This is a genomic window from Bradyrhizobium sp. IC3195, assembly GCF_020193585.1.
GTDB classification, from domain to species: Bacteria; Pseudomonadota; Alphaproteobacteria; order Rhizobiales; family Xanthobacteraceae; genus Bradyrhizobium; species Bradyrhizobium yuanmingense.
The window spans coordinates 77,936-102,667 of the sequence record NZ_JADYVG010000002.1 but is presented as its reverse complement, the minus strand read 5'-3'; the positions used below and the strand labels follow the sequence as shown (position 1 = coordinate 102,667).

The 24,732-nt window shown below is 64.8% G+C and carries 24 protein-coding genes and 2 pseudogenes; 12 read left to right on the top strand and 14 right to left on the bottom strand.

Going from position 1 to position 24,732, the window contains the following annotated elements:
- Nucleotides 1–61 precede the first annotated feature (61 nt).
- Complete coding sequence (locus I6F09_RS04105) at nucleotides 62–1,423, bottom strand: TadE/TadG family type IV pilus assembly protein (protein ID WP_225187509.1); 1,362 nt, start codon at nucleotides 1,421–1,423, stop codon at nucleotides 62–64.
- Nucleotides 1,424–1,902: 479 nt separating this feature from the next.
- On the opposite strand from I6F09_RS04105, the gene clpS reads away from it, so the two are divergent.
- Together clpS and clpA are read left to right on the top strand one after the other, a co-directional pair.
- Nucleotides 1,903–2,235 carry an ATP-dependent Clp protease adapter ClpS gene (gene clpS / locus I6F09_RS04100; RefSeq protein ID WP_036015195.1) on the top strand — a complete coding sequence of 111 codons (333 nt, stop codon included), beginning with the start codon at nucleotides 1,903–1,905 and terminating at the stop codon, nucleotides 2,233–2,235.
- 286 nt (nucleotides 2,236–2,521) lie between these two features.
- Nucleotides 2,522–4,930, top strand: coding sequence for an ATP-dependent Clp protease ATP-binding subunit ClpA (clpA, locus tag I6F09_RS04095; RefSeq protein ID WP_036015184.1), 2,409 nt, complete (start codon nucleotides 2,522–2,524; stop codon nucleotides 4,928–4,930).
- A gap of 77 nt (nucleotides 4,931–5,007) precedes the next feature.
- Here the strand turns inward: clpA and I6F09_RS04090 are convergent.
- From I6F09_RS04090 to I6F09_RS04075, 4 genes and pseudogenes are all read right to left on the bottom strand, one after another.
- Nucleotides 5,008–5,166 (bottom strand): annotated as a pseudogene (locus tag I6F09_RS04090) (translation initiation factor 2); the annotation flags it as partial.
- An 85-nt stretch (nucleotides 5,167–5,251) separates the two neighbouring features.
- Entirely contained in the window at nucleotides 5,252–6,673 is a 1,422-nt protein-coding gene (locus I6F09_RS04085; protein WP_036025608.1) for an MFS transporter, read from the bottom strand.
- A 132-nt stretch (nucleotides 6,674–6,805) separates the two neighbouring features.
- Nucleotides 6,806–7,831, bottom strand: a complete 1,026-nt coding sequence (locus tag I6F09_RS04080; protein WP_036015181.1) for an aldo/keto reductase — start codon at nucleotides 7,829–7,831, stop codon at nucleotides 6,806–6,808.
- 79 nt (nucleotides 7,832–7,910) lie between these two features.
- Nucleotides 7,911–8,936 carry a helix-turn-helix domain-containing protein gene (locus I6F09_RS04075; protein ID WP_225187508.1) on the bottom strand — a complete coding sequence of 342 codons (1,026 nt, stop codon included), beginning with the start codon at nucleotides 8,934–8,936 and terminating at the stop codon, nucleotides 7,911–7,913.
- A 194-nt stretch (nucleotides 8,937–9,130) separates the two neighbouring features.
- Here I6F09_RS04075 and I6F09_RS04070 point away from each other — a divergent pair, with 194 nt between their 5' ends.
- Both I6F09_RS04070 and I6F09_RS04065 read left to right on the top strand, forming a co-directional pair.
- Nucleotides 9,131–10,147: a carbon-nitrogen hydrolase family protein gene (locus I6F09_RS04070; protein ID WP_225187507.1), complete on the top strand. Its 1,017-nt coding sequence runs from the start codon at nucleotides 9,131–9,133 to the stop codon at nucleotides 10,145–10,147.
- A 27-nt stretch (nucleotides 10,148–10,174) separates the two neighbouring features.
- Nucleotides 10,175–11,212, top strand: a complete 1,038-nt coding sequence (locus tag I6F09_RS04065) for a phenylacetaldoxime dehydratase family protein (RefSeq protein WP_225187506.1) — start codon at nucleotides 10,175–10,177, stop codon at nucleotides 11,210–11,212.
- Here I6F09_RS04065 and I6F09_RS04060 read toward each other — a convergent pair.
- Nucleotides 11,209–11,847: an HAD family hydrolase gene (locus I6F09_RS04060; RefSeq protein ID WP_036015178.1), complete on the bottom strand. Its 639-nt coding sequence runs from the start codon at nucleotides 11,845–11,847 to the stop codon at nucleotides 11,209–11,211. The two genes, I6F09_RS04065 and I6F09_RS04060, sit on opposite strands and share 4 nt — an antisense overlap.
- An 88-nt stretch (nucleotides 11,848–11,935) precedes the next feature.
- Between I6F09_RS04060 and I6F09_RS04055 the strand changes: the two genes are divergently transcribed.
- The 4 genes and pseudogenes from I6F09_RS04055 (at nucleotide 11,936) to tsaA (ending at nucleotide 14,658) form a co-directional block, all read left to right on the top strand.
- Nucleotides 11,936–12,889, top strand: coding sequence for a lytic transglycosylase domain-containing protein (locus I6F09_RS04055; RefSeq protein ID WP_036015176.1), 954 nt, complete (start codon nucleotides 11,936–11,938; stop codon nucleotides 12,887–12,889).
- 157 nt (nucleotides 12,890–13,046) lie between these two features.
- Nucleotides 13,047–13,787 (top strand): annotated as a pseudogene (locus I6F09_RS04050) (AzlC family ABC transporter permease); the annotation flags it as partial.
- Nucleotides 13,784–14,134, top strand: a complete 351-nt coding sequence (locus I6F09_RS04045) for an AzlD domain-containing protein (RefSeq protein ID WP_225187504.1) — start codon at nucleotides 13,784–13,786, stop codon at nucleotides 14,132–14,134. The pseudogene I6F09_RS04050 and the gene I6F09_RS04045, both read left to right, overlap by 4 nt.
- A 32-nt stretch (nucleotides 14,135–14,166) precedes the next feature.
- Nucleotides 14,167–14,658 carry a tRNA (N6-threonylcarbamoyladenosine(37)-N6)-methyltransferase TrmO gene (tsaA, locus tag I6F09_RS04040; protein WP_036039330.1) on the top strand — a complete coding sequence of 164 codons (492 nt, stop codon included), beginning with the start codon at nucleotides 14,167–14,169 and terminating at the stop codon, nucleotides 14,656–14,658.
- 121 nt (nucleotides 14,659–14,779) lie between these two features.
- Here the strand turns inward: tsaA and I6F09_RS04035 are convergent, their stop codons facing one another.
- The 4 genes from I6F09_RS04035 to I6F09_RS04020 form a co-directional block, all read right to left on the bottom strand.
- Entirely contained in the window at nucleotides 14,780–15,205 is a 426-nt protein-coding gene (locus tag I6F09_RS04035) for an HIT family protein (protein WP_057029794.1), read from the bottom strand.
- A gap of 53 nt (nucleotides 15,206–15,258) precedes the next feature.
- Entirely contained in the window at nucleotides 15,259–16,500 is a 1,242-nt protein-coding gene (locus I6F09_RS04030; protein ID WP_225187503.1) for a GNAT family N-acetyltransferase, read from the bottom strand.
- A 198-nt stretch (nucleotides 16,501–16,698) separates the two neighbouring features.
- A complete protein-coding gene (locus tag I6F09_RS04025) occupies nucleotides 16,699–17,445 on the bottom strand; it encodes a glycerophosphodiester phosphodiesterase (protein WP_225187502.1) in 747 nt (248 codons plus the stop codon).
- 6 nt (nucleotides 17,446–17,451) lie between these two features.
- Nucleotides 17,452–17,919: a RidA family protein gene (locus I6F09_RS04020; protein ID WP_036015166.1), complete on the bottom strand. Its 468-nt coding sequence runs from the start codon at nucleotides 17,917–17,919 to the stop codon at nucleotides 17,452–17,454.
- Between the two features lie 231 nt (nucleotides 17,920–18,150).
- Here I6F09_RS04020 and I6F09_RS04015 point away from each other — a divergent pair, with 231 nt between their 5' ends.
- Nucleotides 18,151–18,996: a cell envelope integrity EipB family protein gene (locus I6F09_RS04015; RefSeq protein ID WP_225187501.1), complete on the top strand. Its 846-nt coding sequence runs from the start codon at nucleotides 18,151–18,153 to the stop codon at nucleotides 18,994–18,996.
- A 224-nt stretch (nucleotides 18,997–19,220) separates the two neighbouring features.
- On the top strand, nucleotides 19,221–19,622 hold the full coding sequence (locus I6F09_RS04010; protein ID WP_018646938.1) for a RidA family protein: 402 nt from the start codon (nucleotides 19,221–19,223) through the stop codon (nucleotides 19,620–19,622).
- Nucleotides 19,623–19,723: 101 nt separating this feature from the next.
- Here I6F09_RS04010 and I6F09_RS04005 read toward each other — a convergent pair whose 3' ends face one another.
- Genes I6F09_RS04005 through I6F09_RS03995 form a run of 3 tightly spaced genes read right to left on the bottom strand, consistent with a single transcriptional unit; the run spans nucleotide 19,724 to nucleotide 21,728 of the window.
- The gene (locus I6F09_RS04005; protein ID WP_036015159.1) at nucleotides 19,724–20,131 is read right to left on the bottom strand and encodes an ACT domain-containing protein; all 408 of its coding nucleotides are present in this window, start codon (nucleotides 20,129–20,131) and stop codon (nucleotides 19,724–19,726) included.
- Nucleotides 20,131–21,420 (bottom strand): DNA polymerase IV, encoded by a 1,290-nt coding sequence (locus I6F09_RS04000; RefSeq protein ID WP_225187500.1) that lies wholly within the window; start codon nucleotides 21,418–21,420, stop codon nucleotides 20,131–20,133. Before I6F09_RS04000 ends, I6F09_RS04005 begins: the two co-directional genes overlap by 1 nt.
- Nucleotides 21,417–21,728, bottom strand: coding sequence for a DUF3572 domain-containing protein (locus I6F09_RS03995; protein WP_036015155.1), 312 nt, complete (start codon nucleotides 21,726–21,728; stop codon nucleotides 21,417–21,419). The genes I6F09_RS04000 and I6F09_RS03995 overlap by 4 nt, the downstream gene beginning before the upstream one ends.
- Nucleotides 21,729–21,969: 241 nt before the next feature.
- On the opposite strand from I6F09_RS03995, the gene I6F09_RS03990 reads away from it, so the two are divergent.
- Nucleotides 21,970–22,335, top strand: coding sequence for a response regulator (locus I6F09_RS03990; RefSeq protein WP_008566616.1), 366 nt, complete (start codon nucleotides 21,970–21,972; stop codon nucleotides 22,333–22,335).
- Nucleotides 22,336–22,349: 14 nt separating this feature from the next.
- Nucleotides 22,350–23,723 (top strand): PleD family two-component system response regulator, encoded by a 1,374-nt coding sequence (locus I6F09_RS03985; RefSeq protein WP_036025582.1) that lies wholly within the window; start codon nucleotides 22,350–22,352, stop codon nucleotides 23,721–23,723.
- Between the two features lie 346 nt (nucleotides 23,724–24,069).
- On the opposite strand, the gene I6F09_RS03980 is transcribed toward I6F09_RS03985, so the two are convergent.
- Nucleotides 24,070–24,678 (bottom strand): TetR/AcrR family transcriptional regulator, encoded by a 609-nt coding sequence (locus I6F09_RS03980; RefSeq protein WP_109143496.1) that lies wholly within the window; start codon nucleotides 24,676–24,678, stop codon nucleotides 24,070–24,072.
- Nucleotides 24,679–24,732 lie beyond the last annotated feature (54 nt).

Sequence of the window (24,732 nt, the reverse complement as noted above, 5' to 3'; positions counted from 1 at the left end):
TCCTGGAATCGAAAAGCCCGGCTGAACCAGCCGGGCTTTTTGTTGGGGAGCGATGCGACCGTCAGCGTGCGACGCGCAGCTTCGACAGCGAAGTGCCGATATCCTTGAACACCGAGACCGTCTGGCTCGCCGAAGTGACCAGATAGAACTTGTCGCTGCCGCTGGCGCAATATTGCAGCACGCTCGAGGTCGGATCGCCGCCGGTGTTCACCTGCACCGTATAGATCGTGATGTTGTTGGGCTGGGCCTTGGCGTTGTCGCAGAGGACCTTCTGGCGAGCGTCGATCTGCGAAGCACCGCTGTACCAGCGGTTTTGCGTGTTGAGACCGTCGGAGAGCAGGACGATCGCATCCTTGTAGGTGTAGTTCGTGTCCTTGGCCGGGGCATTCATGGGGTCGCCCATCGACAGCGTCATCCAGCCCCAGGCAAGGCCGATGCCCTGGTTGGTGTTGCCGGTCGGAACCAGCTTGTCGATCAGAGATTTGAGCGAGGTCCAATCGTAACTGAGCGGCATGACCGGCTGGATGTAGGCCGAATTGCTGGAGTTGCAGTAGGAATATTGCTCGGCCGGGAAAAGCGTAGCCGAATTGCTGCTCACTGGAGTCGTGTTCTTGGTGTCATAGTCCTGGTCACGATCGGTGACGCACCCGTTCCACGTGTTGTGGTTCCTCGGTGTCCAAATCTTGCCGTTGTTAACGCAGGTCCACTGTCTCGTGTAGGATGTGTTGCTACAGGTCCCGTTCACGGCCTCCCAGTCGGACCAGTCGATCCAGCTCTTCGTGTAGTTGCTGCTGCCGACGTTGACGTCCTTGGCGAACGGCACGATCGAGATGTAGACGTCGCCGTTGGTCTTCGCGAGCGCGCTGAGCTGGTCGACCAGGTTCTTCGCGGCCGTTTTCATCGCCGGCATCTTGTCGTCGTACGCCATCGATCCCGTGACGTCGAGCACCAGGGCCACGCGCATGCGCGTCAGGCCCCAGGCGCTGGTGGATGAGGTGCCGACGTCGAGGGTCGGGAAGCCGGCGATCTTCATGAAGCTCGTCGTGTAGGTGCCGGTTCCGGTCAGCTGGATCGTCGAGCCGATATTGGTGCTCGCGTTGTAGGTGGCGCCGACGCTGACCGAGGGCAGGGTCTTGGTGTCCGTGAACAGGGCGTTGAAATAGGATTGGGCCTTGGTGGAGATCTGAGACGTCGAGATGGTGCCGGCGGACAGGTCCCGTGACAGCATCAGCGCGGTGGAATCGAGGGCCGACTGCATCGCGGTGCGCGCCTGGGCCGCGCGGCTATAGTCGATCGCCGCGCCGACGAAGCTCAGCACTGGAACGAGCGCAATGGCGAAGATCACTGCGATATTGCCTTGCTCGGCCGCTGCGAAACGGGCGAGTTGTCGACCAAGGCGGCTGACGAGGGGCAGACCAGACATGACGATCCCCGAAATCTGTGTTTTGCCCGATTTCGCGCCATGCCATTGAATGGCAGGTAAATTGGACCGTAGAAAAACGGAGCGTTTTGCGGAAAACCGTCGCAGCCGGGTTAACGGCCGGGTTCCTGGTCAACACGTTCTAAACCTGCCGCGCGGAAATTTTTGTCAAATCGCTCCGGATTGATTAACCTGATCAGGATCGCCCGGACCGGGAATCGGGACTGCTGCGACCGCATGGGCTGAACCCCCGCGTGCTTGCGGCGGGCCGGGGGCAGGGCCATATTGCTGGCGAGCGATCCGGCCTCGACCGCATTTGCCGGGAGCGGCGATCCAAGGCGGCGCGCCTGCGCCAGGCTCCGAAGGGCGGGGTCGCGCGGTGACCGCCATTCGCTTCCGTGGGGAATTTGAACGCCTGTGCCATGCTGCAATTGACTTCCAGCCTCGATCTGTCCGCGCCAGCCGCTGCCGACGCGCCTCGCATGAGCAATGACGACAACCGTTCGGGTACTCCCTCGGGTCCGAGCACGTCGGTCATCACCAAGGTCAAGCCCAAGACCAAGCGGCCGAACCTGTATCGCGTGCTGATCCTGAACGACGACTACACGCCGATGGAGTTCGTCGTTCACGTGCTGGAGAAGTTCTTCAACAAGGACATCGAAGCCGCGACCAAGATCATGCTGCACGTCCATCATCACGGGATCGGGGAGTGCGGCGTGTTCACCTATGAGATCGCCGAGACCAAGGTGACGCAGGTGATGGACTTCGCCCGCAAGCACCAGCACCCGCTGCAATGCGTGATGGAAAAGAAGTAAGACGGCTTGCGGCGCGTTTGAAGCCGGCTCTTGTACAAGCCGCAGTGTGATTGTCGCGTAGCGGCTGCGCGCGGTGGGCTGCAGCCGGCAAAACTACGGAATTCTGCGCCGGCGCCGATCCCGCCCAAATCGGAACGGGTTTTGCATCGAAAATGCCGCAAGTGTGTCGCCGCCGAGTCGCGGAACCGGTCTTTCGCCGCGGTCTTGTATAACTATATGTGACAAAGGTTGTTGTTGCCTGACCGGTCGATGACGATCATGATGGTGGGGGCCATAGAGGACGCGAATGCCGACTTTTTCCCAAAGCCTTGAACAATCCCTGCATCGTGCGCTGGCGATCGCAAATGAGCGTCATCACCAATACGCGACGCTTGAGCATCTCTTGCTCTCATTGATCGACGACTCCGATGCAGCCGCCGTCATGCGCGCCTGTAGCGTCGATCTCGACAAGCTCCGTACGAGCCTCGTCAACTACCTTGAGACCGAATTCGAGAACCTGGTGACGGATGGCGCCGACGACGCCAAGCCGACCGCCGGTTTCCAGCGCGTGATCCAGCGCGCGGTGATCCATGTGCAGTCGTCCGGTCGCGAAGAGGTGACCGGCGCCAACGTGTTGATCGCGATCTTCGCCGAACGCGAGAGCCATGCCGCGTATTTCCTGCAGGAGCAGGACATGACGCGTTACGACGCTGTCAACTACATCAGCCACGGCATTGCCAAGCGGCCGGGCGTCTCCGAGGCGCGGCCGGTGCGCGGCGTCGACGAGGAGACCGAGACCAAGGGTAACGAGGACGCCAAGAAGAAGGGCGAGGCGCTCGAGACTTATTGCGTCAACCTCAACAAGAAGGCGCGCGACGGCAAGATCGATCCGGTGATTGGACGCAATTCCGAAATCAACCGCGCGATCCAGGTGCTGTGCCGCCGGCAGAAGAACAACCCGCTGTTCGTCGGTGAAGCCGGCGTCGGCAAGACCGCGATCGCAGAAGGGCTCGCCAAGCGCATCGTCGACAGCGAAGTGCCGGAGGTGCTGGCGGCCGCCACCGTGTTCTCGCTGGACATGGGCACGCTGCTTGCCGGCACGCGCTATCGGGGCGACTTCGAGGAGCGCCTGAAGCAGGTGCTCAAGGAGCTCGAGGCGCATCCCAACGCCATCCTGTTCATCGACGAGATCCACACCGTGATCGGTGCGGGCGCGACGTCGGGCGGGGCGATGGACGCCTCGAACCTGCTCAAGCCGGCGCTGGCCTCGGGCACGATCCGTTGCATGGGCTCGACCACCTACAAGGAATATCGCCAGCACTTCGAGAAGGACCGCGCGCTGGTGCGGCGCTTCCAGAAGATCGACATCAACGAGCCGACGGTCGAGGACGCCATCGCGATCCTCAAGGGCCTCAAGCCGTACTTCGAGGACTATCACCGGCTGAAGTACACCAACGAGGCGATCGAGGCGGCGGTGCAGCTCTCATCGCGCTACATCCACGACCGCAAGCTGCCCGACAAGGCGATCGACGTGATCGACGAGTCCGGCGCGGCGCAGATGCTGGTCGCCGAGAACAAGCGCAAGAAGACCATCGGCATCAAGGAAATCGAGACCACGATCGCCTCGATGGCGCGGATCCCGCCGAAGAGCGTGTCGAAGGACGACGCCGAGGTGCTCAAGCATCTCGAGCAGACCTTGAAGCGCACCGTGTTCGGGCAGGACAAGGCGATCGAATCGCTCGCCGCCTCGATCAAGCTGGCGCGCGCCGGCCTGCGCGAGCCGGAGAAGCCGATCGGCTGCTATCTGTTCTCTGGCCCCACCGGCGTCGGCAAGACCGAGGTCGCCAAGCAACTCGCGGCGACGCTCGGCGTCGAGCTGCTGCGCTTCGACATGTCCGAGTACATGGAGCGGCACACCGTGTCGCGCCTGATCGGCGCGCCTCCCGGCTATGTCGGCTTCGACCAGGGCGGCTTGCTCACCGACGGCGTCGACCAGCATCCGCATTGCGTGGTGCTGCTCGACGAAATCGAGAAGGCGCATCCCGACCTCTACAACGTGCTGCTCCAGATCATGGACCACGGCCGGCTCACCGACCACAACGGCAAGCAGGTCAACTTCCGCAACGTGATCCTGATCATGACCACGAATGCCGGCGCGGCGGATCTCGCCAAGCAGGCGTTCGGCTTCACCCGGTCGAAGCGGGAAGGCGACGATCACGAGGCGATCAACCGGCAGTTCGCGCCGGAATTCCGCAACCGTCTCGATGCCATCGTCTCGTTCGGCCATCTCAGCGTCGAGGTGATCGGCACCGTGGTCGAGAAGTTCGTGCTTCAGCTCGAGGCGCAGCTCGGCGACCGCGATGTGACCATCGAGCTGTCCGAGCCGGCGAAGGCCTGGCTGGTCCAGCACGGCTACGACGAGCAGATGGGCGCACGTCCCATGGCGCGCGTGATCCAGGAGCACATCAAGAAGCCGCTGGCCGACGAGGTGCTGTTCGGCAAGCTCAAGGGTGGCGGCCACGTTCGCGTCGTCCTTGTCAAGGACGAGGCCGACGAGACCAAGGAGAAGATCGGCTTCGAATTCGTCGAGGGCCCGGTCACGCCGAAGCAGGAGAAGCTGCCCGGCACCCGCAAGCGCCCGCCGGGCAAATCCAAGCCGGGTGGCCCCGGCGGCTCAAAGGGGCCGACCTCCAAGGGGCCGCTGGTCAAGGTTTGATCGGCACGTGATGAAATCGAAAAGGCCGGCTGCAAAGCCGGCCTTTTTGTTTGCACCGATGTCTGCGCGAGGAGGCCTTACGTTCCGGCCTGCGGTTCGCGCGGTGGCCGCGGCTTTCTCGGTGCGCGCGGTGCTGCGTGCGGGACCGACGGCTGCATCGTCACGATGACCGGATTCGGCTTGTGATCGGTCGCGGCTCCGGTCGCTGCGTCGACGCCCATGCCGACGATACCGCCGACGGGAGGGCAATAGGCCATTGCTCCGAATAGTTAAGCCACGCGCAGGTTGTGCACGACTACGCGCGAACCGGGTCGGGTCCGGCTATTCACCCCGCAGGCGCTGATCGTCCTGCACGCGGACGTGCTCGGCACCGCGCGCGCCGGCTGTGGAAAGCCGCAGCATGCTCAGCATCGCGCCGCACAGCGCAAATCCAACGCCGACAAGGAGCGCCAGCCTGGTCCCCTCAAGCGGATACCGTCCGAGCAACAGCGCCACCAGCGCCGCTCCGGTGGTCTGGCCGAGCAGGCGCGCCGTCCCGAGCATGCCGCTGGCGCCGCCGGCGCGCTCGCGCGGGGCGGCTGCGATCATGGTGCGGTTATTGGGGGTCTGGAACAGACCGAAGCCGGCGCCGGCGAGCGCCATCCGCCAGATCACGTCGAGCGGCGTTGGCGTCGCCGGCAGGAAGGCGAGCGCGCCAAGGCCGCAGGCGAATAGCGTGAGCCCAATACCGCCGAGCAGGCCGGCCGGATAATGCTCGACCAGGCGGCCGGCGAGAGGGGCCGCAAACGCCAATGCGATCGGCCATGGCGTGATCAACAGGCCCATATGCACGGCCGAATAGCCGAAGCGGCTCTGGAGATAGAAGGGGATCGCGACGAAGGCCAGCATCTGCCCGCAGAACGATGCGATCGAGGTCGCAATCGACAGCGCGAAAACGGGGATGCGCAGCAGGTCGATCGGCAAGAGCGGCGAGGTCATGTGAGTCTCGCGATAGATCAGCAGCGCACCCGCGGCGATCGCGATGACGAATTGCACGAGACAAGTGATCGCGGCCTCGCCATGACCGACGTTGTCGACCGCCGCGATGCCGACGCCGAACGTGATCGCCGACAGCCCTGCACTCTGCCAGTCGAAGGAGCGGCTCGCGGGCTTGGTGTGCGGCAGGCTGCGCAGGCCCAGCACCAGCGTCACCACGCCGAGCGGCACGTTGATCGCGAACAACCAGGGCCAGCTTCCGACCGCGAGGATGCCGGCGGCGAGTGTCGGGCCGATCGCGGCCGAGAAGGCGACGACGAGCGCGTTGAGCCCGATGCCGCGGCCGAGCAGGCTGCGCGGATAGGTGAAACGCACCAGCGCGGCGTTGACGCTCATGATGCCGGCCGCGCCAAAGCCCTGGAGGATGCGCGCGATCGTCAGCAGCGGCAGCGTGTGGGCCAGCGCACAGAAGGCCGAGGCCAGCGTGAACAGCGCCAACCCGACCAGATAGACGCGGCGATAGCCGACGATCTCGCCGAGCGAAGCCAGCGGCAGCAGCGAGATCGTGATCGCGAGCTGGTAGCCGCTGACGATCCAGATCGACAAGGCCGGGGTCGCATCGAGATCGGCCGCGATCGTCGGCAGCGCCACATTGACGATGGTGCTGTCGACCACCGCCATGACGATGCCGAGCGCAATGGTCAGCACCGCCTGATTGCGTTGCGGCTGCGGCAGGCCGTCGGCATGCTCAATGGTGACTGTCGACATCGTGAGCGGCGTATCGTTGGCGAATCGGACTCGGCCACATGCCAAGTATTGCGCCAACAGGGCAGGGCCGCGATAGTTCCGGAACCGGCCGCCAGCGCGCCGGCTTACCCAAGCGCGCTTGATGCAGCTGTCCTACACCGCCGGTGGATTGCGGTCGCTGAAGGTCACGCGCTGGTGCCAGTAGGGATAGGGCAGCGTCACCGTGCTCGCGGCATCGAGCTTTGCGACCTGGTCCTTGGTCAAGGACCAGCCAACCGCGCCGAGATTTTCGCGCAGCTGGGTCTCGTTGCGTGCGCCGATGATCAGCGTCGAGACCGTCGGACGCTGCAGCAGCCAGTTCAGCGCGATCTGCGAGACGCTCTTGCCGGTCTCCTTGGCGATCTCGTCGATCGCATCGACGACACGGTAGACGTGCTCGTCCGAGACGGGCGGTCCGAATTCGGCCGTCTTGGGCAGGCGGCTGACTTCCGGTTTCGGCTGACCGCGGCGGATCTTTCCGGTGAGGCGCCCCCAGCCGAGCGGCGACCAGACCACGGCGCCCAACCCCTGGTCGAGGCCGAGCGGCATCAACTCCCATTCGTAGTCGCGCCCGATCAGGGAATAGTAGGTCTGGTTGGCGACGTAACGCGGAAAACCGTGCTTGTCGGCGACGCCGAGCGACTTCATCAGGTGCCAGCCCGAGAAATTCGAGACGCCGACATAGCGGATCTTGCCGGCGCGCACGAGCACGTCGAGAGTCGAGAGCACCTCTTCGGACGGCGTGAAGGCGTCGAAGCCGTGGAGCTGGAAAAGATCGATATAATCGGTGCCGAGCCGGCTCAACGAACCGTCGATGGCTTTGAGCAGGTGCTCACGCGACGAGCCGATATCGTTGGGACCGTCGCCAAAGCGGAAGGTCGCCTTGGTCGAGATCAGGACCTTGTCCCGGCGACCCTTGATGGCCTCACCGAGCACCCGCTCGGACTCGCCGAGCGAATAGACATTCGCGGTGTCGAACATCGACACGCCGGCCTCGAGGCAGATGTCCAGAAGACGCCGCGCCTCGGTCGCGTCCGTCGTGCCCCATGCCGCAAGGCGGCCGACGCCGCCGAACGTGCCCGTTCCCAGGCTCAAGGCAGGCACCATAAGGCCGGACCGGCCCAAGCGTCGGTATTCCATCGATCTGCTCCTTGGCTGGCCGCTGATGATCGTGGCGGCCTTGGCGGCGGAAGATACTGCAAGCAGGCGCCGTGTCCTATCACCTGCTCACATACCGGCCCTGCTCGGCATGACCTGATCGTGCAGATGACAGCCGACTGGAATGCACCTCATGCCGCAACTGGCTCTGCCGGAAGTCGCGCGGCGACATCCCGAAATGCTCGCGGAAGACGCGGCCGAAATGCGAGAGGTCGTTGAAGCCCCAGGCGAAGGCGATCTCGCTGATGTGGCGATGGGCGAGCAGAGGCGAGGCGAGATCCCTCCGACATCGGGCGAGGCGTTCGGCAAGGACATGACGCTGGAAGGAGGTGTCCTCGTCTGCGAGAAGATCGTTGACATAGCGCGGCGAGATGCCGAGCGCGGCTGCGGTTTCAGCGACCGAGAGATCGGGATCGGCGAGGTGCGCGCGGATGTGCGCCTTCACTCGGTAGAGCAGGGCCGAGCGGTGGGTCGAGGACGGCAGCGATGACTTGCCGAGCCGCTCGCTCAATGCCATCGCAAGCAGATCAACTGCCTGCTCCGACAGCGCCGTAGCCGTATCCAGAGCCAAGCTATCCGCATTTTGGCAGAGCCGGACAATGAAATCATAGGCGAGCCGCTCGAGCGGTGCGTCGGCGCCAAATGACATTGCTGTCAGCGTCTCGGTGCCGCCGAGCCGCCGCTGCAGCATCTCGCGTGGGACCTTAAAGATGGTCTGCGTAAATCTGTCGTTGAACTTCAGCTCGTACGGGCGCGTCGTGTCGTAGAGCGCGAACTCGCCGGGGTGGATCACGGTCTCGCGGCCGTCCTGTACAACGCCACCGTTGCCGCGATTGCCGAGTGCGACTAGGACGAAACCCTGATCCGAGCGCGCGATGCGCGACGGTGTGCGGAAGACGTGCTGGCGGTCCGAGCAGACCTCGGAGCACACGGCCTTGCCGAGCGAGGCCTGCGTGACCGAGCCATGAAAGGCGCTGCCGAGGTCGGACTTGCAGTCGAGCCCGACGAAGACGTCGCAGACGATGTCCTGCCAGAGCGCGAGCCGCCGGTAGCCGGGACTGCCGTCTGTCGTGAACTGGATTGGCATCAGGACAGCCTCCCTTTCACATCCTGCAAAACCGCATGTTGGCGCAGATCGAGCCTGACCGGAGGCAAATTCCGTACCGGGCGATCCCTTCCAGTCGAGTTTTTGTTCCGCCGTGGTCGAGCGCCTGGCCGCCCAGCTTGGCCAAATAGACTGCATCGGACGTGGCTTGCGATCAACCGGCAATGGAGGCGGCAATGGGCATCGAACATCCGAAATACAAGGTTGCGGTGGTGCAGGCGGCACCGGCCTGGCTCGATCTCGACGCCTCGATCGACAAGTCGATCGCGCTGATCGGGGAGGCCGCGGAAAAGGGCGCCAAGCTGATCGCCTTTCCTGAAGCTTTCATCCCCGGCTACCCCTGGCACATCTGGCTGGACTCCCCGGCCTGGGCGATCGGGCGGGGCTTCGTGCAGCGCTATTTCGACAATTCGCTGTCCTATGACAGCTCGCAGGCCGAACGCCTGCGCGAGGCCGTGCGCAAGGCAAGGCTCACCGCCGTGGTCGGCCTGTCCGAGCGCGACGGCGGCAGCCTCTACCTCGCGCAATGGCTGATCGGCCCTGATGGCGAGACCATTGCAAAGCGCCGCAAGCTGCGGCCGACCCATGCCGAGCGCACAGTCTATGGCGAAGGCGACGGCAGCGACCTCGCCGTGCATGCGCGGCCCGACATCGGCCGGCTCGGCGCATTGTGCTGCTGGGAGCATCTGCAGCCGCTGTCGAAATACGCGATGTACGCTCAGAACGAGCAGGTCCATGTCGCGGCCTGGCCGAGCTTCTCGCTCTACGATCCCTTCGCGCCGGCATTAGGGGCCGAGGTCAACAACGCGGCTTCGCGCGTCTATGCGGTGGAAGGCTCCTGCTTCGTGCTCGCGCCTTGCGCCACCGTCTCGCAGGCCATGATCGACGAGCTCTGCGACCGGCCGGACAAGAATGCGCTGTTGCATGCAGGCGGCGGCTTTGCGGCCATCTACGGCCCCGACGGCAGTCAGATCGGGGACAAGCTGGCACCCGATCAGGAAGGCCTGCTGATCGCCGAGATCGATCTCGGCGCCATCGGCGTTGCCAAGAATGCTGCCGATCCCGCCGGACATTATTCGCGGCCCGACGTCACACGGCTGCTGCTCAACAAGAAGCGGTACCAGCGGGTCGAGCAGTTCGCGCTGCCGGTCGACACTGTCGAGCCCATGGACATTGCGGCGGCGGCAAGCTGATCGCGGCGATCACGGGGAGGCATGGCTATGGAATCCGCAATTCCTGCGCATCTCGAAACCCCACGCGCGCGCCACAAGCGCGTGCCGGACGATTACCAGCCGCCATATCCGTCCTTCGTGGCGCGCTACAAGCCTTCGGTCAGCCGGGTCGTAATGGCCTATTTCGGTGTCCAGCATGGCGGTGCGGCACCGGCGGCAATGGAGGCGTTGAAAGAACTCGCAGGACTGTTCGCAATGGATGGCGGTCCGTCGCATTGGGACCGGGCAAGCTATAGAGATCAGTCCGGCAGCGAGAATGTTGTCACGGTCGCTTATTGGGACGATCTCGCACGCTTTGATGCCTGGTTCGCGCAGGCTCGCGAGATGTGGACGGGGCGGCAACGCGAAGGCATCGGTACCTTCGTCGAGGTGCTGCGTCCTATTGTGGCCCGTCACGAGACGCTGTTCTCCTCGCCCGATCGGCCGGAAGGTGTCGCCGTCGTTGCGGAGGGCATGAGCGGCGAGGTGCAGGAGCACGCCTATTGGGGCGGGATGCGCGACCGTATCCCGCTGTCGCAGACTGATGCGATGGCGCCTGGTGGCGCGCCTGAGCTGATTTGCGACGGCCCGCGGCTGAGAGTCGTGGCGCACGATAATCTCTGCCTGATCCGCTCCGGGCAGGACTGGAGCGATACCGCAGCATCCGAGCGAAAGCTCTATCTCGACGACGTCGAACCGGTGCTACGCGAGGGCATGGATTTTCTGCGCGATGATGGCCTCGCGATTGGCTGCTATGCCAACCGCTACATGCAGGTGCTGACGGCCGACGGCAGCGTCAGCGAGAAGTCCTACGGGCAGAGCTGGTGGAAGAGCCTCGCCGCGCTCGAACGCTGGGCGGAGTCGCATCCGACCCATGTCAGGATCTTCGGCGCGGCTATGAAATATCTGTCGACGCTCGGGCCGTCAGCCAAGCTGCGGCTCTATCACGAAGTGACGGTGGCGGCCGCCGACGAACAGTTCTTCGAATATCTGAACTGTCACCCGAAGACAGGCATGCTGGCGGCGGTCGAAACTGTCAGCACCTAAGCGACACAATGGCCGAGCAGCTCGGGATGTGCCGCGCAGATGTGATGCGCGCCGGCCTCCCGCAGCTCGGCCTCGCTGCCGTAGCCGTAGAGCACGCCGATGGCGGTCATCCCGTTGGTCCTGGCGCCGACCACGTCGTGGCTGCGGTCGCCGATCATGATCGCGCTGTTCGCATCGACGCTGGTCTCGTCGAGCGCGTAGCGAAGCAAGTCGCGCTTGTCGACACGCGTGCCGTCGAGCTCGGAGCCGAACACGCGTTCGAAATACGGCTTCAAGCCGAAATGATCGACGATGCGGCTGGCGTAGACGGCGGGCTTGCTGGTCGCCACGAACATGCGCTGACGTGTCGCTGCGAGCGAAGATAACGTGTCCGTAATTCCGCTGTAAGCCTCGTTCTCGAACAGGCCGATATCGCTAAAGCGCTCGCGATAGAGCAGCAGTGCTCGGTCGGCGAGCTCATCGGCTCCGGTGAGCTTGCGAAGGCTGGCAAGCAGCGGAGGGCCGATGCACCAGGTCAGTTCGTCCTCGCTCGGCACGGGAACGCCGAGCCGTTCCAGCGCATATTGGATCGAGCGGGTGATCCCGGGCTTAGGGTTCGTCAGCGTGCCGTCGAGATCAAAAAAGATTGTCACCATCGGGCATGACCGGTGTTGATACTGCCGTCTGTTGCTAGTTGGCTCTGGTTCCAAGTCAAGGTCCGATTTGTCCGATAGCGTCAATGCCATGCGAATTGCTCGGGTCATTGCTGTGTTGTGCCAGGTCGTCCTGCTGTCGCCGGCGCTCGCGGAGGAGGCGCCGCCCACCGATGCGCCTGCGAAGGCCGCGGAACCCGAGAAGCCGGCGGAGAAACCGAACGACGCGCGCGAGAGCGACACGCGGGAGTCAATCTGCCTGATCGTGGAGGCGGCCGCGCGCGACAATAGCCTGCCGCTGGAATTCTTCGCGCGCGTGATCTGGCAGGAAAGCCGCTTCCAGGCCGATGCGGTCGGGCCCATGACGCGCAGCGGCCAGCATGCGCAGGGGATCGCGCAGTTCATGCCGGGCACTGCCAGCGAGCGCGGTCTGCTCGATCCGTTCAATCCGGTGCAGGCTTTGCCGAAGTCGGCCGAATTCCTGAATGAGCTGCGCAACCAGTTCGGCAATCTCGGCCTTGCCGCGGCCGCCTACAATGCCGGCCCCCGGCGCGTGCAGGAATGGCTCGCCGGCACCGGGCCGATGCCGGAGCAGACCCGCAATTACGTGTATGCCATCACCGGCACCAGCGTCGATGCCTGGGCCAAGGCGGGGAGCACCGGCAAGGGACCACCGAGCTCGCCGACGACGAGCTGCCGTGATCTGATCGCGCTGCTCAAGCGTGCTCCCAATCCATTCGTCGCCGAGCTCGAGCAGCATGTCGAGCTTGCAGCCGCAAAGATCTGGGGCGTGCAGCTCGCGGCCGGCTTCGACCGCAACAGGGCGCTCGCGATGTATTCCCGGGCCGTGACGAAACTGAGCACCGTGATCGGCGAGCGTGATCCGAGCCTGCTCTCCTCGGTGATGCGCAGCCGTGGCACGCGCGCGTTCTATCAGGTCCGCATCGGCGCGGATACGCGCGCCGAGGCTGATGATCTGTGCAACCGCATCCGCAAGGCGGGCGGGGCGTGTTTCGTGCTGAGGAACAGGGGTGTGGCGGGGTAGGATGAGCCGTCATTCCGGGTTCGCGCCAAGTGCAGCGCCCCGGAATGACGGCGGTGAGCCTGGCTGTCATGCATGCCAGCCCCGCCGCGCCTTTCCTTGACGCGCGCACCCGTCTCGCCCGTTATGCGGGCACGATTCCTTACCGGCCAAAGCTCCCGTAGCGCTTCCTCCGCTCGATTCACCGCAATGGAATAGTCCCTGGCGCGCCTTCGCGTGGGGACTGCGCTCGATCACGCAGACGATCCTCACCATCGTGCTGTTCGTGACCTATCTCGGCATCGGTGCGCTCGCTCACGACACCCATTTCAGCCTGCTCTGGGCATTGTGCTCGACGCTGTTCGTCTGGGCAGGTCCGGCGCAGATCATCCTGATCACCACGCTCGGCTCGGGCGCCACCATCATCCAGTCGGCGATCGCGGTGACCGTCAGCGCCATCCGCCTGTTTCCAATGGTGGTCTCGGTGCTGCCGCTGATGCGCACACCCACGACCAAGCGGCGCGAGCTGATTTTCGCCGCGCATCTCACCGCAGTGACGCTGTGGGTCGAATGCCACCGCTTCCTGCCGCAGGTGCCGCGCGAACGGCGGATCGCCTTCGTCCACGGGCTCGGCTGCGGGCTCGTCTCCGTGTGCCTTGTCGCCAATATCGTCGGCTATTTCCTCGCCGCCAACCTGACGCAGACGCTTGGTGCGGCGATCCTGTTGCTGACGCCGCTTTCGTTCCTGTTCTCGACGGCGCGCAACAGCCGCGAGGTCGCCGACGTCGTCGCGCTCGTGCTGGGCATCGTGCTCTATCCGCTGGCGGCGAAGATGAACTCCGGCCTCGATATCCTCGTCAGCGGCGTGGTCGCCGGGACGATCGCTTATGGCGTGCACTGGTGGCGGGAGGTACGCGCATGAGCTTTGCGCAAGCGATCGGCGACTGGCACGCGCGGGCCGTCCTGTTCGTCGCCGGCGTCGTTCCCAACCAGATCTGGCGCATGCTGGGCCTGTGGTTCGGCGGCGGCATCGACGAGGGCTCGGAGCTGCTGGTCTGGGTCAGGGCGGTCGCCACCGCGATCCTGGCCGGCGTCATCGCCCAGATCGTGGTCCAGCCGCCGGGGGCGCTGGCCAGCGTGCCTGATGTCCTGCGTTATGGTGCGGTCGGTGCCGGTCTCGTCGTTTTCCTGCTGACCCGCCGTTCGATCTTCGCAGGCGTGGTCACGGGCGAAGTCTTCATGCTGGCCGGCAAGTGGTGGTTGGGCTAAAACCGCCAGCGAACAGCCAGGGAACAGGACATATGGTTCGCGAACAGGAGCTCCGCGAGGGCGAGGTCGCCATCGAGCTGCCGCCGACGCAAGATGCCGGCCTCGTCTTCATCGGCCGGATCCGCACGCCCTGGTCGTCGCGGCTGGAGACGCCGCGGCAGGGACGTCAGGACGGTCCGATCTGCCGCCTCGAGATCTTCGAGCCGTTCGTGCCGGCCATCAAGGGCGTCGACTTCTACAGCAACCTCGAAGTGCTCTATTGGCTCGACCGCTCGCGCCGCGACATCGTCCTGCAGAGCCCGAAGAACAACGAGAAGACCCGCGGCACGTTTTCGCTGCGCTCGCCGGTGCGGCCCAATCCGATCGGCACCTCGATCGTCAAGCTGGTCGGCATCGAGGGCAATGCCATCCTGGTGCGCGGCCTCGATTGCATCGACAACACGCCGCTGATCGACATCAAGCCCGACCGCTGCGAGTTCACGCCGCTGGCCGCGCCGCAAAAGGGTGATTTCGAGACGGAGTGAGGGGCCTCCGCTCCAACCTCGTCATTGCGAGCGCAGCGAAGCAATCCAGGATCCGTCCACCGAGGCAGTCTGGATTGCTTCGTCGCAAGAGCTCCTCGCAATGACGAGGATGCAGCGCCGGCTACCCCTTCAACGCCGCCATCAGCTTCGCCGCGTGCTCTTGCAGCACCTTGTCGTCTTCCTTGCGGCTCGCAGGCGGCAGCATGGCGACGCCGTCGTGGCGCGGCATCACGTGCATGTGCAGGTGAAACACCACCTGTCCGCCGGCAGGCTCGTTGAACTGCTGCACTGTGATGCCGTCGGCATTGAACGCCTTCATTGCGGCGGCCGCGATCTTGTGCGCGCCTCGGGCGACATGGGCGTAATCGTCGGGCTTGATGTCGAGGATGTTGCGGGCAGGAGCCTTCGGGATCACCAGCGTGTGACCGGGCACGCGCGGCATGATGTCGAGGAAGGCGAAGACGTGCTCATCCTCGTAGACCTTGTAGCAGGGCAGCTCGCCGCGCAGGATTTTCGCGAAGATGTTGTTAGTGTCGTAGGCGGTCATGGCGGCGGCTCCTCGGAAGATTTGCGCTTACTGTCACCAGCCGTGGCGAGGCGTCAAGGCGCCTCGTCGGCCGCTTTGCGGAACGGGCCGAGCTCGGCGAGCTCTCGTCCGGCTTCCGCGACATAGGCGCGCTCGCGCTTGAGGTAATCGTCGATGGCGCGGCGCAGGCCAGGATCGGCGATGAAGTGGGCGGAATGAGTGGTGCGCGGCAGGTAGCCGCGCGCGATCTTGTGCTCGCCCTGCGCGCCGGCTTCGACATGCTTCAGGCCGCGTTTGATCGCGAAATCGATCGCCTGGTAGTAGCAGACCTCGAAATGCAGGAACGGGTGATGCTCGACCGCGCCCCAGTTGCGGCCGAACAGCGTGTCCGAGCCGATGAAGTTGATCGCGCCCGCAATCCAGCGATTGTTACGGCGGGCCATCACCAGCAGCACGTCCTCGCTCATGGTCTCGCCGATCAGCGAGAAGAACTCGCGCGTCAGATACGGCCGGCCCCATTTGCGCGAGCCGGTCTCCATGTAGAATGCGAAGAAGGCGTCCCAGGCATCCTCGGTGATGTCCTTGCCGGTGAGCCAGTGGATCGTGATGCCGGCGGCGAGTGCATCGCGCCGCTCGCGCTTGATCGATTTGCGGTGGCGCGAGTTCAGCGTCGCCAGGAAGTCGTCGAAGCTCGCAAAGCCCTCATTGTGCCAGTGGAACTGCTGGTCGGTGCGCTGGAGGAAGCCGTGCTCGGCGAGCAGCTTCCATTCTGACTCCCGCGCGAAGGTGACGTGGACGGAGGAGGCCTTGCTGACGCCGCACAGCGCTATGAGTCCACTCGCCAGCGCCTCGGTGATACGCTCGCGATCGACGCCATCACGCACCAGCAGCCGCGGCCCCGTGGCCGGCGTGAAGGGAACCGAGACCTGGAGCTTCGGGTAGTAGCGCCCGCCGGCGCGCTCATAGGCATCCGCCCAGCCGCGATCGAAGACGTACTCGCCCTGGCTGTGCGATTTCAGATAGCAGGGCACGACGCCAGCCACGCGGCCGCCGAGCCGGGCGACCAGATGCCGGGGTCCCCAGCCAGTCCGGATCGTGGCCGAACCCGATTTCTCGGCCGCAGAGAGAAAGGCGTGGGAGACGAACGGGTTATAGGCGGGTTTTAAGATGCTGGCGGAATCGCCTGGAAGAGCGGATGAGGTTCCCGCGCCATGGCCATTACAAGCTTTGCCCGGATTCGCGCAGGCGTCCCAATCCTCGGGCGAGACTTCGCCGATGGACGGGACGGCCTCGAGCGTGATTTCGGATGATGGCATCGCGCCCAAGATCGTGCATTGCAGCAGCGACTTCAAGGGGTGGAGAAAGCTCGCTCTCGTGCCCCGGACGCAGCGCAGCGCTCCTTCAGCGGGCGCTGCAGAGCCGGGGCCCATGTGGCAGCGCGCTCGTGGAGAGATGGGTCCCGGCTCTGCGCCGCAACGCTGAAGCGTTGCAGCTTGTCCGGGATAGGCGAGGTGCTACGGCACGAATCCCTCGAAGATCATCTGGTCCGCATACCGCCCGACCCGGCTCCGCTGCTCCGGGGTGCGGACGGTCCAGCCGAGCAGGGCGCAGCCGAACAGGTTGCGGGCAATCCAGGGGGCGGGGGCCGGGAGGTGGTCGACCTTGAAGGCGACGAAATGCGGCCGGGTTTGCAAGCCGTGGCGCAAGTACAGCATGCTGTCACGCTGCTCTTGGGTGAGGTTGGCCCAGTACTCGTCCTCATAGCTGCGCTGGGCGACGATGCCGCGCGGACGATTGGGCAACAGGTCACGTAGCGCCAGCACCTGGTCGGGATCGAAGGACATGCCGACGGCGGGGCCGTCATACGAGGCCAACACCTCGGCCATCCGCTTCACCAGCTTGCGATCGCCGCCGAAATGGCTCTTCACCTCGATTACCAGGGGCACACGTCCGGCGACCATGGCGCAGAGGTCGGCGAGCGACATCATCCGCTCGTCGGTGTCCTTGAACCTGACGGCCTTCAGCTCGGTCGCGGTCTTTGCGATCACCTCGCCGGTGGCCTCGGTGAGTCGGCCCAGGGCATGGTCGTGATGGACCATGGCCTCGCCGTCGGCCGAGAGCTGGATATCGACCTCGATAGCAAAATTACTAGCAATCGCAGACTGCACCGCGCCCGGCATGTTCTCGACGATGCCGCGCGAAATGTCATGCAGGCCGCGATGGGCGACCGGCCGCGCTGTCAGCCAATCCGGAGCGCGCATCTGGCGTCAGGCGACCTCGAACACGCCTTCGACCTCGACCGCCGCATCCGCGGGCAGCGAGGCGACGCCGACGGTGGTGCGGGCGTGGCGGCCCTTGTCCCCGAAGGCGGCAACCATCAGGTCGGAGGCGCCGTTGAGCACCTTCGGCCCATCCAGGAAATCCGGGGCCGAGTTGATGAAGCCGCCGAGGCGCACCACGCGTACGACCTTATCGAGATCGCCGAGCGCCGCCTTGACCTGGGCCAACAGGTTGACGGCGCAGCCGCGCGCGGCTGCGGCGCCGTCCTCGATCGAGACGCCGGCGCCCAGCTTGCCCTTGGCGATCAGCTTGCCGGCGGGGTCGAAGCAGACCTGGCCGGAGACGAAAAGGAGGTTGCCCGTGCGCACAAAGGGCACGTAGTTGGCGACGGGGGAGGGGGCCTCGTGCAGCTTGATGCCTTGCTCCGCCAGTTTCTGCTCGACCGTGCCCGCCATGTCCGACCTCGTTGTGCAAAAATCCTTCGCTCCGGCGCGTCCCCTGGATGGCCGGGCGCGCCCTGTTTCGCCCATCGTGCCGCCACATGCAAGCAACCGGAGGGGCTGCATTTTGTTGAGGCTGGCCGGCAGGTTCAACGTGGAGGGGCAATTTTACGTGGACGGCCTCAGTTGCGGCGCAATGGAACGGTCATTAAAATGTCGAATCTGCGCTTTCCTCAGGGAACAGACATGGTGCATCTTTTCCGGACTTCGCTCGGTGTGATGGCGCTTGCCGCGGCCAGTGTTGGCCTTGGCGGCGTAGCCGAGGCCGCCAACGGTCCGTTTCTCGCGCACCAGGCGCTGTATGATCTCCGCCTCGTCAAATCGCGCACCAATTCGGTCAATAGCGCCCGCGGCCGGATCCTCTACAATTTCACGGGGAACGCCTGCGAGGGCTATACCTCGGAATTCCGCCAGGTCTCCGAGCTCGACAGCGGCGAGGGCAAGGTCACGCTCAGCGACCTCCGCTCCAACTCCTGGGAGGATGCCGCCGGCAAGAGCTACCGTTTCAAGATCGAGACGCGCATGAACGAGGCGGATGCCGGCCGCGTCGACGGCTCGGCCGAGCGCGACGGCGACCACATCAACGTCAAGCTCAGGCTGCCGGCGCCGAAGACGTTCACGCTCGACGGCAAGATCGTGTTCCCGACCGAGCAGATCCAGCGCATCATCGCCGCCGCGAAGGAAGGCAAATCGCTGCTGGAGCTCTCCGTCTATGACGGCTCCGATGACGGCCAGAAGGTCTACAACACGCTGACCGTGATCGGTCAGCCGATCCCCGCCGACCGAGCCACCTCGTCCGATCCATCGACCGCGGACCAGCACATGAAGTCGCTCAAGCGCTGGCCAGTCACGGTCAGCTATTTCGACCGCGACGCCCAGCAGAAGGAGGGCGAGCAGACGCCGGTCTATGCGATGGCGTTCGAGCTCTACGAGAACGGCGTCTCGCGCCAGCTCGTGCTCGACTACAACGATTTCGTCATCTCCGGCGCCATGGGCAAGTTCGACGTGAAGGACAGCAAGCCCTGTAATTGAGGGCTAGGTCTCTCGTCGCGAGCAGCGTCGTAGGGTGGGCAAAGCGGATCGTGCCCACGCTTTCTCTCGATAATCGTTGATAGATGGTGGGCACGGCGCAAGTGCGCCTTTGCCCACCCTACGAGATCTCTCTTGGTCGCTTCGCTCCTCGCAATGACGGGGCTAGCTCTCGTCACACTCTCCCGCTACGCTCCCTCCCAACCACAAATTCGGGGAGCCAGCCCATGCCGAAGCTCGACCATCTCCGCCCCAGCGGCCTGCATCACAATCCAGCCTATTCCCACGTCGTCACCGCGACGGGGGCGCGCACGATCTACATTTCCGGCCAGGTCTCGACCGACGAGGAGGGCCGGATCGTCGGCGAGGGCGATATCGCTGCGCAGACCACCCAGGTGATGCAGAATCTCGGCCTCGCGCTGAAGGCCGCGGGGGCGAGCTATTCCAACATCGTCAAGATCACGACCTTCGTGGTGAACTACAAGCCGGAGCTGCGGCCCATCATCGGCAAGGCCCGCTCGGCCTTCTTCGAAGGCATGGAGCCGCCAGCCTCGACGCTCGTCGGCGTCTCCGCGCTCGCTGCGCCGGAATGGCTGATCGAGATCGAGGCGGTCGCAGTCGCGGATTGAGGTTTTCCTGTAGCCCGGATGAAGCGCAAGCGTAATCCGGGAAGCCTGTCGCCACGGAGCACTGTCCCGGATTGCGCTCCGCTCCATCCGGGCTACAGCTGCTATGAGTGCTTCGCCTCTGACAGCTCTTGTAGAGCCGCCATCGCTTCGTCGGCTCTGTCGGACGGTACGAAGAGATGGTCGTGGTGGAACGCCGACACGGCATTCACGCTGATGCCGGCGTCGGCGAGGCGCGCCGTGATTGCCGCCAGGAAGCCGACCGCATCGAGCGCGGAGTGAACCGTGAGCGTGATCAGGCGTGAGGCGAATTCGTAGCGCAGTCCTGCGCGTTCGGCATCCTCCAGCGGTGCTACGACCGTTGTGCCCTCCGGCTCGCGGAAGATCAGGAGCGGATCGACTGCTGCGGGAATAGTCTCGTCTGCCGCGATCGTGCAAAATACGAAGGTGCCCGGTCGCAGCTCCGGCTTCATCAGTCTCAGCAGCGCATTGAGATCGCGTTCACCCGTCATCACTCCTGCGCCTTCTCCGGGCCCTCATAGGCAATGCCGCGGATCACCGCGGCGCTGCCGAACTTCTTGCGCAGGCTGTCGACCGCGCGTTCGGCGTGGGCGGCGCGGCGGTCGAGCATGTCGGTGTCATCGATCGCCGAGCCCTCGCGCAGCGCGCTGACGCCGGCGCCCATCAGGCGGAAGGCGGTGCCGTCGATTTCCTTGGCCAGCATCTCGCGGCAGATCGAGAAGATCTTCGCGGCCAGCTGCGTCGGGGCGGCGATCGATTGCGAGCGCGTGCGCTGGCGGAAATCGGCGGTCTTCAACTTCAGCGTCACGGTGGAGCCGGCGAGTTCGCTGCTCTTCAGGCGCGACGACGTCCTCTCGCAGAGTCGCCACAGGATCTTCTCCAGCGTCGCGAAATCGCGGATGTCGGTCTCGAACGTCGTCTCGCTTGAAATGGTCTTGGCGCCGCGGTCAGGCTCGACGCGGCGGTCGTCGATGCCGCGTGCGAGCCGCCACAGCCTGCGGCCCTCGCTCGGAAACTGCCGCATCATCTCGATCTCGTCGGCCTTCTGCAGATCGGCGATGATGCGGAAGCCGCGCTGCACCAGGCGTTCCTGCGTCGCGGGACCGACGCCGAAGATGAAGCCGACCGGCTTTTCCGCCAGCATCAACCGCGCTTCCTCCTGGTCGAGCGCGGCAAAGCCTCTGGGCTTGTCGAGGTCGGAGGCGATCTTGGCCAGGAACTTGTTGCAGGACAGGCCGACCGAGACGGTGATGCCGATGTCGCGCTCGACGTTGCGGGCAAAGCGCGCCAGCACCTTGGCGGGGATCATGCCGTGCACCCGCTCGGTGCCGGAGAGATCGAGGAAGGCCTCGTCGATCGAGAGCGGCTCGACCAGCGGCGTCAGTGCCTGCATGGCCTGGCGGACCTCGCGGCCGACCCGGACGTACTTTGCCATGTCCGGGCGGATCACGGTCGCATGCGGGCAGGCTTCCAGTGCCTTGAACATCGGCATCGCCGAGCGAACGCCATAGGTGCGCGCGATGTAGCAGGCCGCCGACACCACGCCGCGCTTGCCCCCGCCGATGATGACGGGCTTGTCGGCGATGTCAGGGTGGTCGCGCTTCTCGACCGTCGCGTAGAAGGCGTCGCAGTCGATATGGGCAATCGTCAAGCCGGCGAGCGAGCGGTGGCGGACGAGGCGGGGGGAACCGCAGGCCGTGCAGCGCCGCAGGCCCATATCCAGATCGGCCAGACAATCCCGGCAGAAGCAGCGGGGCCCGGCCGGCTCTGGGACGCTCACGGCACGTCGCGCTCCCAGGAGGGGTCACCGAGCGCATCGCCGAGGACCTGCCGCGCCGCGGCAACGTTGGTCGGGTGCAGTTCCGCCACCTTGGCAAAGGCCTTCACCGTGGCATCGTCCCGCATCACGAAATCGAGCACGCTGAGGAGGAAATTCGGGTCCGCGGCGGCGTTGCGCAGGGTCTCCGGACCGACCCCCGTCTCGGCCAGGAACAGGCCCAGCCGCTCGGGCTCGCCCGCGACGAAGGACAAGGCCTGAATCGCAACGATTTCAGCGACTTCGCGGGGGTTGTGAACAGGCTTTTTCACGGGGACGGTTTGCCTTTCCGTTAACTTTCGGTCTCTAATTTGGAATCATCATGCCCGAGTCTCGAGCTCAAGTCTTCCGGCCCCGGACAAGCAACTGGAAACCACATCGCAGAAAGTGGACCCTCGGGTTAACGAAACTCAAGCGAATCTGAGGCTAGTTTGAATCCAGTTTTCGAAACGCCGGGAAGCGGCGTCTGAGGCGTCACATGTACCGGTCCTTCGGACCAATCAGGAGGGCGGGATGGCTAAGACCGTCCTGATCGTGGAAGACAACGAGCTCAACATGAAGCTCTTCCGCGACCTGTTGGAGGCGCACGGGTACCAGACCTCCGGCACCAGCAACGGCTACGAGGCGCTCGACCTCGTGCGCAAGATGCGGCCCGACCTCGTGCTGATGGACATCCAGCTGCCGCAGGTCTCCGGCCTCGAGGTGACGCGCTGGATCAAGGACGATCCGGAGCTGCGCGCCATTCCCGTCGTCGCGGTCACGGCGTTCGCGATGAAGGGCGACGAAGAGCGCATCCGCGAGGGCGGCTGCGAAGCCTATTTGTCCAAGCCGATCTCGGTCGGCAAATTCATTGAGACGGTCCGGCGTTTTATCGGATAGGAAGTGAGTTCACAGTGTCCGCGCGTATCCTGGTCGTCGACGACGTCCCCGCCAACGTCAAGCTGTTAGAGGCCCGCCTTTCCGCCGAATATTTCGACGTGATGACCGCCGCGAACGGCACCGAGGCGCTCGCGATCTCAAGGCGTGCCGAATGCGACATCATCCTGCTCGACGTGATGATGCCCGACATGGACGGCTTCGAGGTCTGCCGCCGCCTCAAGACCGATCCGGCGACGCACCACATTCCCGTCGTGATGGTCACCGCGCTCGACAGCCCCGCCGACCGCAATCGCGGGCTCGAGGCCGGTGCCGACGACTTCCTGACCAAACCCGTCTCCGACGTCGTGCTGATCGCGCGGGTGCGCTCGCTGACGCGGCTGAAGATGATGACGGATGAGCTGCGCATGCGCGCCATCACCTCGCTCGAGATCGGCATGCAGGCGCCCGAGCGCAGTGCGATCGCCGACACCGGCAAGGGCGGCCGCATCCTCCTGGTCGACGACCGCCAGTCCTCCTACGAGCGGCTGGCGACGATCCTCGCTGCCGAGCACACCATCGACGTCGAGCCGAACCCGACGGAGGCGCTGTTCCACGCCGCCGAGGGCAACTACGATCTCCTGATCGTCTCGCTCGACCTCAACAATTTCGACGGCCTGCGCCTGTGCAGCCAGGCGCGCTCGTTGGAGCGCACGCGCCATGTGCCGATCCTGGCGATCGCCGACCCCGAGAACTCGACACGGCTGCTGCGCGGCCTCGAGATCGGCGTCAACGACTACCTGCTGCGCCCGATCGACAAGACCGAGCTCTTGGCGCGCGCCCGCACCCAGATCCGCCGCCGCCGCTACACCGATCATTTGCGCGACAATGTGCAGAACTCGATCGAGATGGCGATCACCGACGCGCTGACCGGCCTGCACAATCGCCGTTACATGGAGAGCCATCTGGCGACGCTCGCCGAGCAGGCCGCGACCCGCGGCAAGCCGCTGGCGCTGATGATCCTGGACATCGACTATTTCAAGTCGATCAACGACAATTACGGCCACGATGCCGGCGACGACGTGCTGCGCGAGTTCGCGGTGCGCGTGCGCAAATCGATCCGCGGCATTGATCTCGCCTGCCGTTACGGCGGCGAGGAATTCGTCATCGTGATGCCCGAGACCGATCTCCATGTTGCCGGCATGGTCGCCGAGCGCCTGCGCCGCTCGATAGCGGGTGAGCCCTTCGCGATCCACAAGGGGGCCAAGCGCATCGAGGTCACGATCTCGATCGGCCTCACCACGCTCGAGCGAAAGGGCGAGGCGGTGGCCGACGTCCTCAAGCGCGCCGACACCGCGCTCTACCGCGCCAAGCACGACGGCCGCAATCGCGTGGTCTCGCAGGCGGCGTGAGGGCCGTCCGCGCAAAGTTGCGAAAACAACCCCATGCACAGTAGCCGGCGCGAGCGGGATCAATGGGTTACGCGGGTGGCGAGATAATTTGCGCCGGCAGCGGCGTCGTTTGACCCGTCGGGCAAAACAGGAGCATATTGGTAGGGTCGCGAAATGGTCCTGACGGGTAGTCAGGCGCCCGCGCTTTCTCCACAAATCCCGGTGTCATTCCCCGCCTTGTGCGCAGTCGCGCACTGGAGCGGGGAATCCAGTACGCCGCAGCGTCTCGGGTCTAGCTTCACTGTCTCTGGAATACTGGATCACCCGCTTTCGCGGGTGATGACAGCGAGCGATCAGGCGACAGCGGTTAGTCTGGAGCGCGCTTGCTCCGTTTCTCCGCCGGGTTCGCATCCTCGCCCACATCCACCCCCGCATTCCGCAACAACACCTTCGCCGCTTCCTTCGCGGCTCTGGCCATCGCCGGATCATCGCGCACGAGGTCCTGCGCGATGGAGCCGTCGACCAGCAGCACCAGCTGCGTCGCGAGCGCGTCCGCTTCGGCAACGCCGAGCTCGGTCAGGCGGTCGCGAAACCAGAGGCGGCGGCTTTCCTTGAAGGCGATCGCGATCTTCTTCACGGCGCGGTCGCCGGGGCCGAGCTCGGCGACCGCATTGACGAATGGGCAGCCGCGAAAGTCTTTCGCCGCGAAGCGCCGCTCCAGCGAATCGAACGTCGCGAGGATCTGCTCGGCGGGCGGCTTGTCGGAGGGGCGTGCGCTGACGAAGCGGCGCTCGAGATAGGCCGCGATCAGCGCGTCCTTGGACGGGAAGTGATTGTAGAGCGTGCGCTTACTGATGCCGACCTCGGCCGCGATGGTATCGACGCCGATGGCGCGAATGCCTTGCAGATAGAACAGCTTGTCGGCGGTCTGAAGGATCCGCTCTTTCATCGTCTGTGGGGCAGGCGGGGGAGCCATGCGGAGCTAAGCGTCCTGTTCGCTTGACAGCCGCTTCCATCTATAGCCTAAGTG

Bases quoted from the DNA above. Each gene is read 5' to 3' on its own strand.
- I6F09_RS04105 (WP_225187509.1), bottom strand. From the start codon at position 1,423: ATGTCTGGTCTGCCCCTCGTCAGCCGCCTTGGTCGACAACTCGCCCGT.
- clpS (WP_036015195.1), top strand. From the start codon at position 1,903: ATGAGCAATGACGACAACCGTTCGGGTACTCCCTCGGGTCCGAGCACG.
- clpA (WP_036015184.1), top strand. From the start codon at position 2,522: ATGCCGACTTTTTCCCAAAGCCTTGAACAATCCCTGCATCGTGCGCTG.
- I6F09_RS04085 (WP_036025608.1), bottom strand. From the start codon at position 6,673: ATGTCGACAGTCACCATTGAGCATGCCGACGGCCTGCCGCAGCCGCAA.
- I6F09_RS04080 (WP_036015181.1), bottom strand. From the start codon at position 7,831: ATGGAATACCGACGCTTGGGCCGGTCCGGCCTTATGGTGCCTGCCTTG.
- I6F09_RS04075 (WP_225187508.1), bottom strand. From the start codon at position 8,936: ATGCCAATCCAGTTCACGACAGACGGCAGTCCCGGCTACCGGCGGCTC.
- I6F09_RS04070 (WP_225187507.1), top strand. From the start codon at position 9,131: ATGGGCATCGAACATCCGAAATACAAGGTTGCGGTGGTGCAGGCGGCA.
- I6F09_RS04065 (WP_225187506.1), top strand. From the start codon at position 10,175: ATGGAATCCGCAATTCCTGCGCATCTCGAAACCCCACGCGCGCGCCAC.
- I6F09_RS04060 (WP_036015178.1), bottom strand. From the start codon at position 11,847: ATGGTGACAATCTTTTTTGATCTCGACGGCACGCTGACGAACCCTAAG.
- I6F09_RS04055 (WP_036015176.1), top strand. From the start codon at position 11,936: ATGCGAATTGCTCGGGTCATTGCTGTGTTGTGCCAGGTCGTCCTGCTG.
- I6F09_RS04045 (WP_225187504.1), top strand. From the start codon at position 13,784: ATGAGCTTTGCGCAAGCGATCGGCGACTGGCACGCGCGGGCCGTCCTG.
- tsaA (WP_036039330.1), top strand. From the start codon at position 14,167: ATGGTTCGCGAACAGGAGCTCCGCGAGGGCGAGGTCGCCATCGAGCTG.
- I6F09_RS04035 (WP_057029794.1), bottom strand. From the start codon at position 15,205: ATGACCGCCTACGACACTAACAACATCTTCGCGAAAATCCTGCGCGGC.
- I6F09_RS04030 (WP_225187503.1), bottom strand. From the start codon at position 16,500: ATGCCATCATCCGAAATCACGCTCGAGGCCGTCCCGTCCATCGGCGAA.
- I6F09_RS04025 (WP_225187502.1), bottom strand. From the start codon at position 17,445: ATGCGCGCTCCGGATTGGCTGACAGCGCGGCCGGTCGCCCATCGCGGC.
- I6F09_RS04020 (WP_036015166.1), bottom strand. From the start codon at position 17,919: ATGGCGGGCACGGTCGAGCAGAAACTGGCGGAGCAAGGCATCAAGCTG.
- I6F09_RS04015 (WP_225187501.1), top strand. From the start codon at position 18,151: ATGGTGCATCTTTTCCGGACTTCGCTCGGTGTGATGGCGCTTGCCGCG.
- I6F09_RS04010 (WP_018646938.1), top strand. From the start codon at position 19,221: ATGCCGAAGCTCGACCATCTCCGCCCCAGCGGCCTGCATCACAATCCA.
- I6F09_RS04005 (WP_036015159.1), bottom strand. From the start codon at position 20,131: ATGACGGGTGAACGCGATCTCAATGCGCTGCTGAGACTGATGAAGCCG.
- I6F09_RS03990 (WP_008566616.1), top strand. From the start codon at position 21,970: ATGGCTAAGACCGTCCTGATCGTGGAAGACAACGAGCTCAACATGAAG.
- I6F09_RS03980 (WP_109143496.1), bottom strand. From the start codon at position 24,678: ATGGCTCCCCCGCCTGCCCCACAGACGATGAAAGAGCGGATCCTTCAG.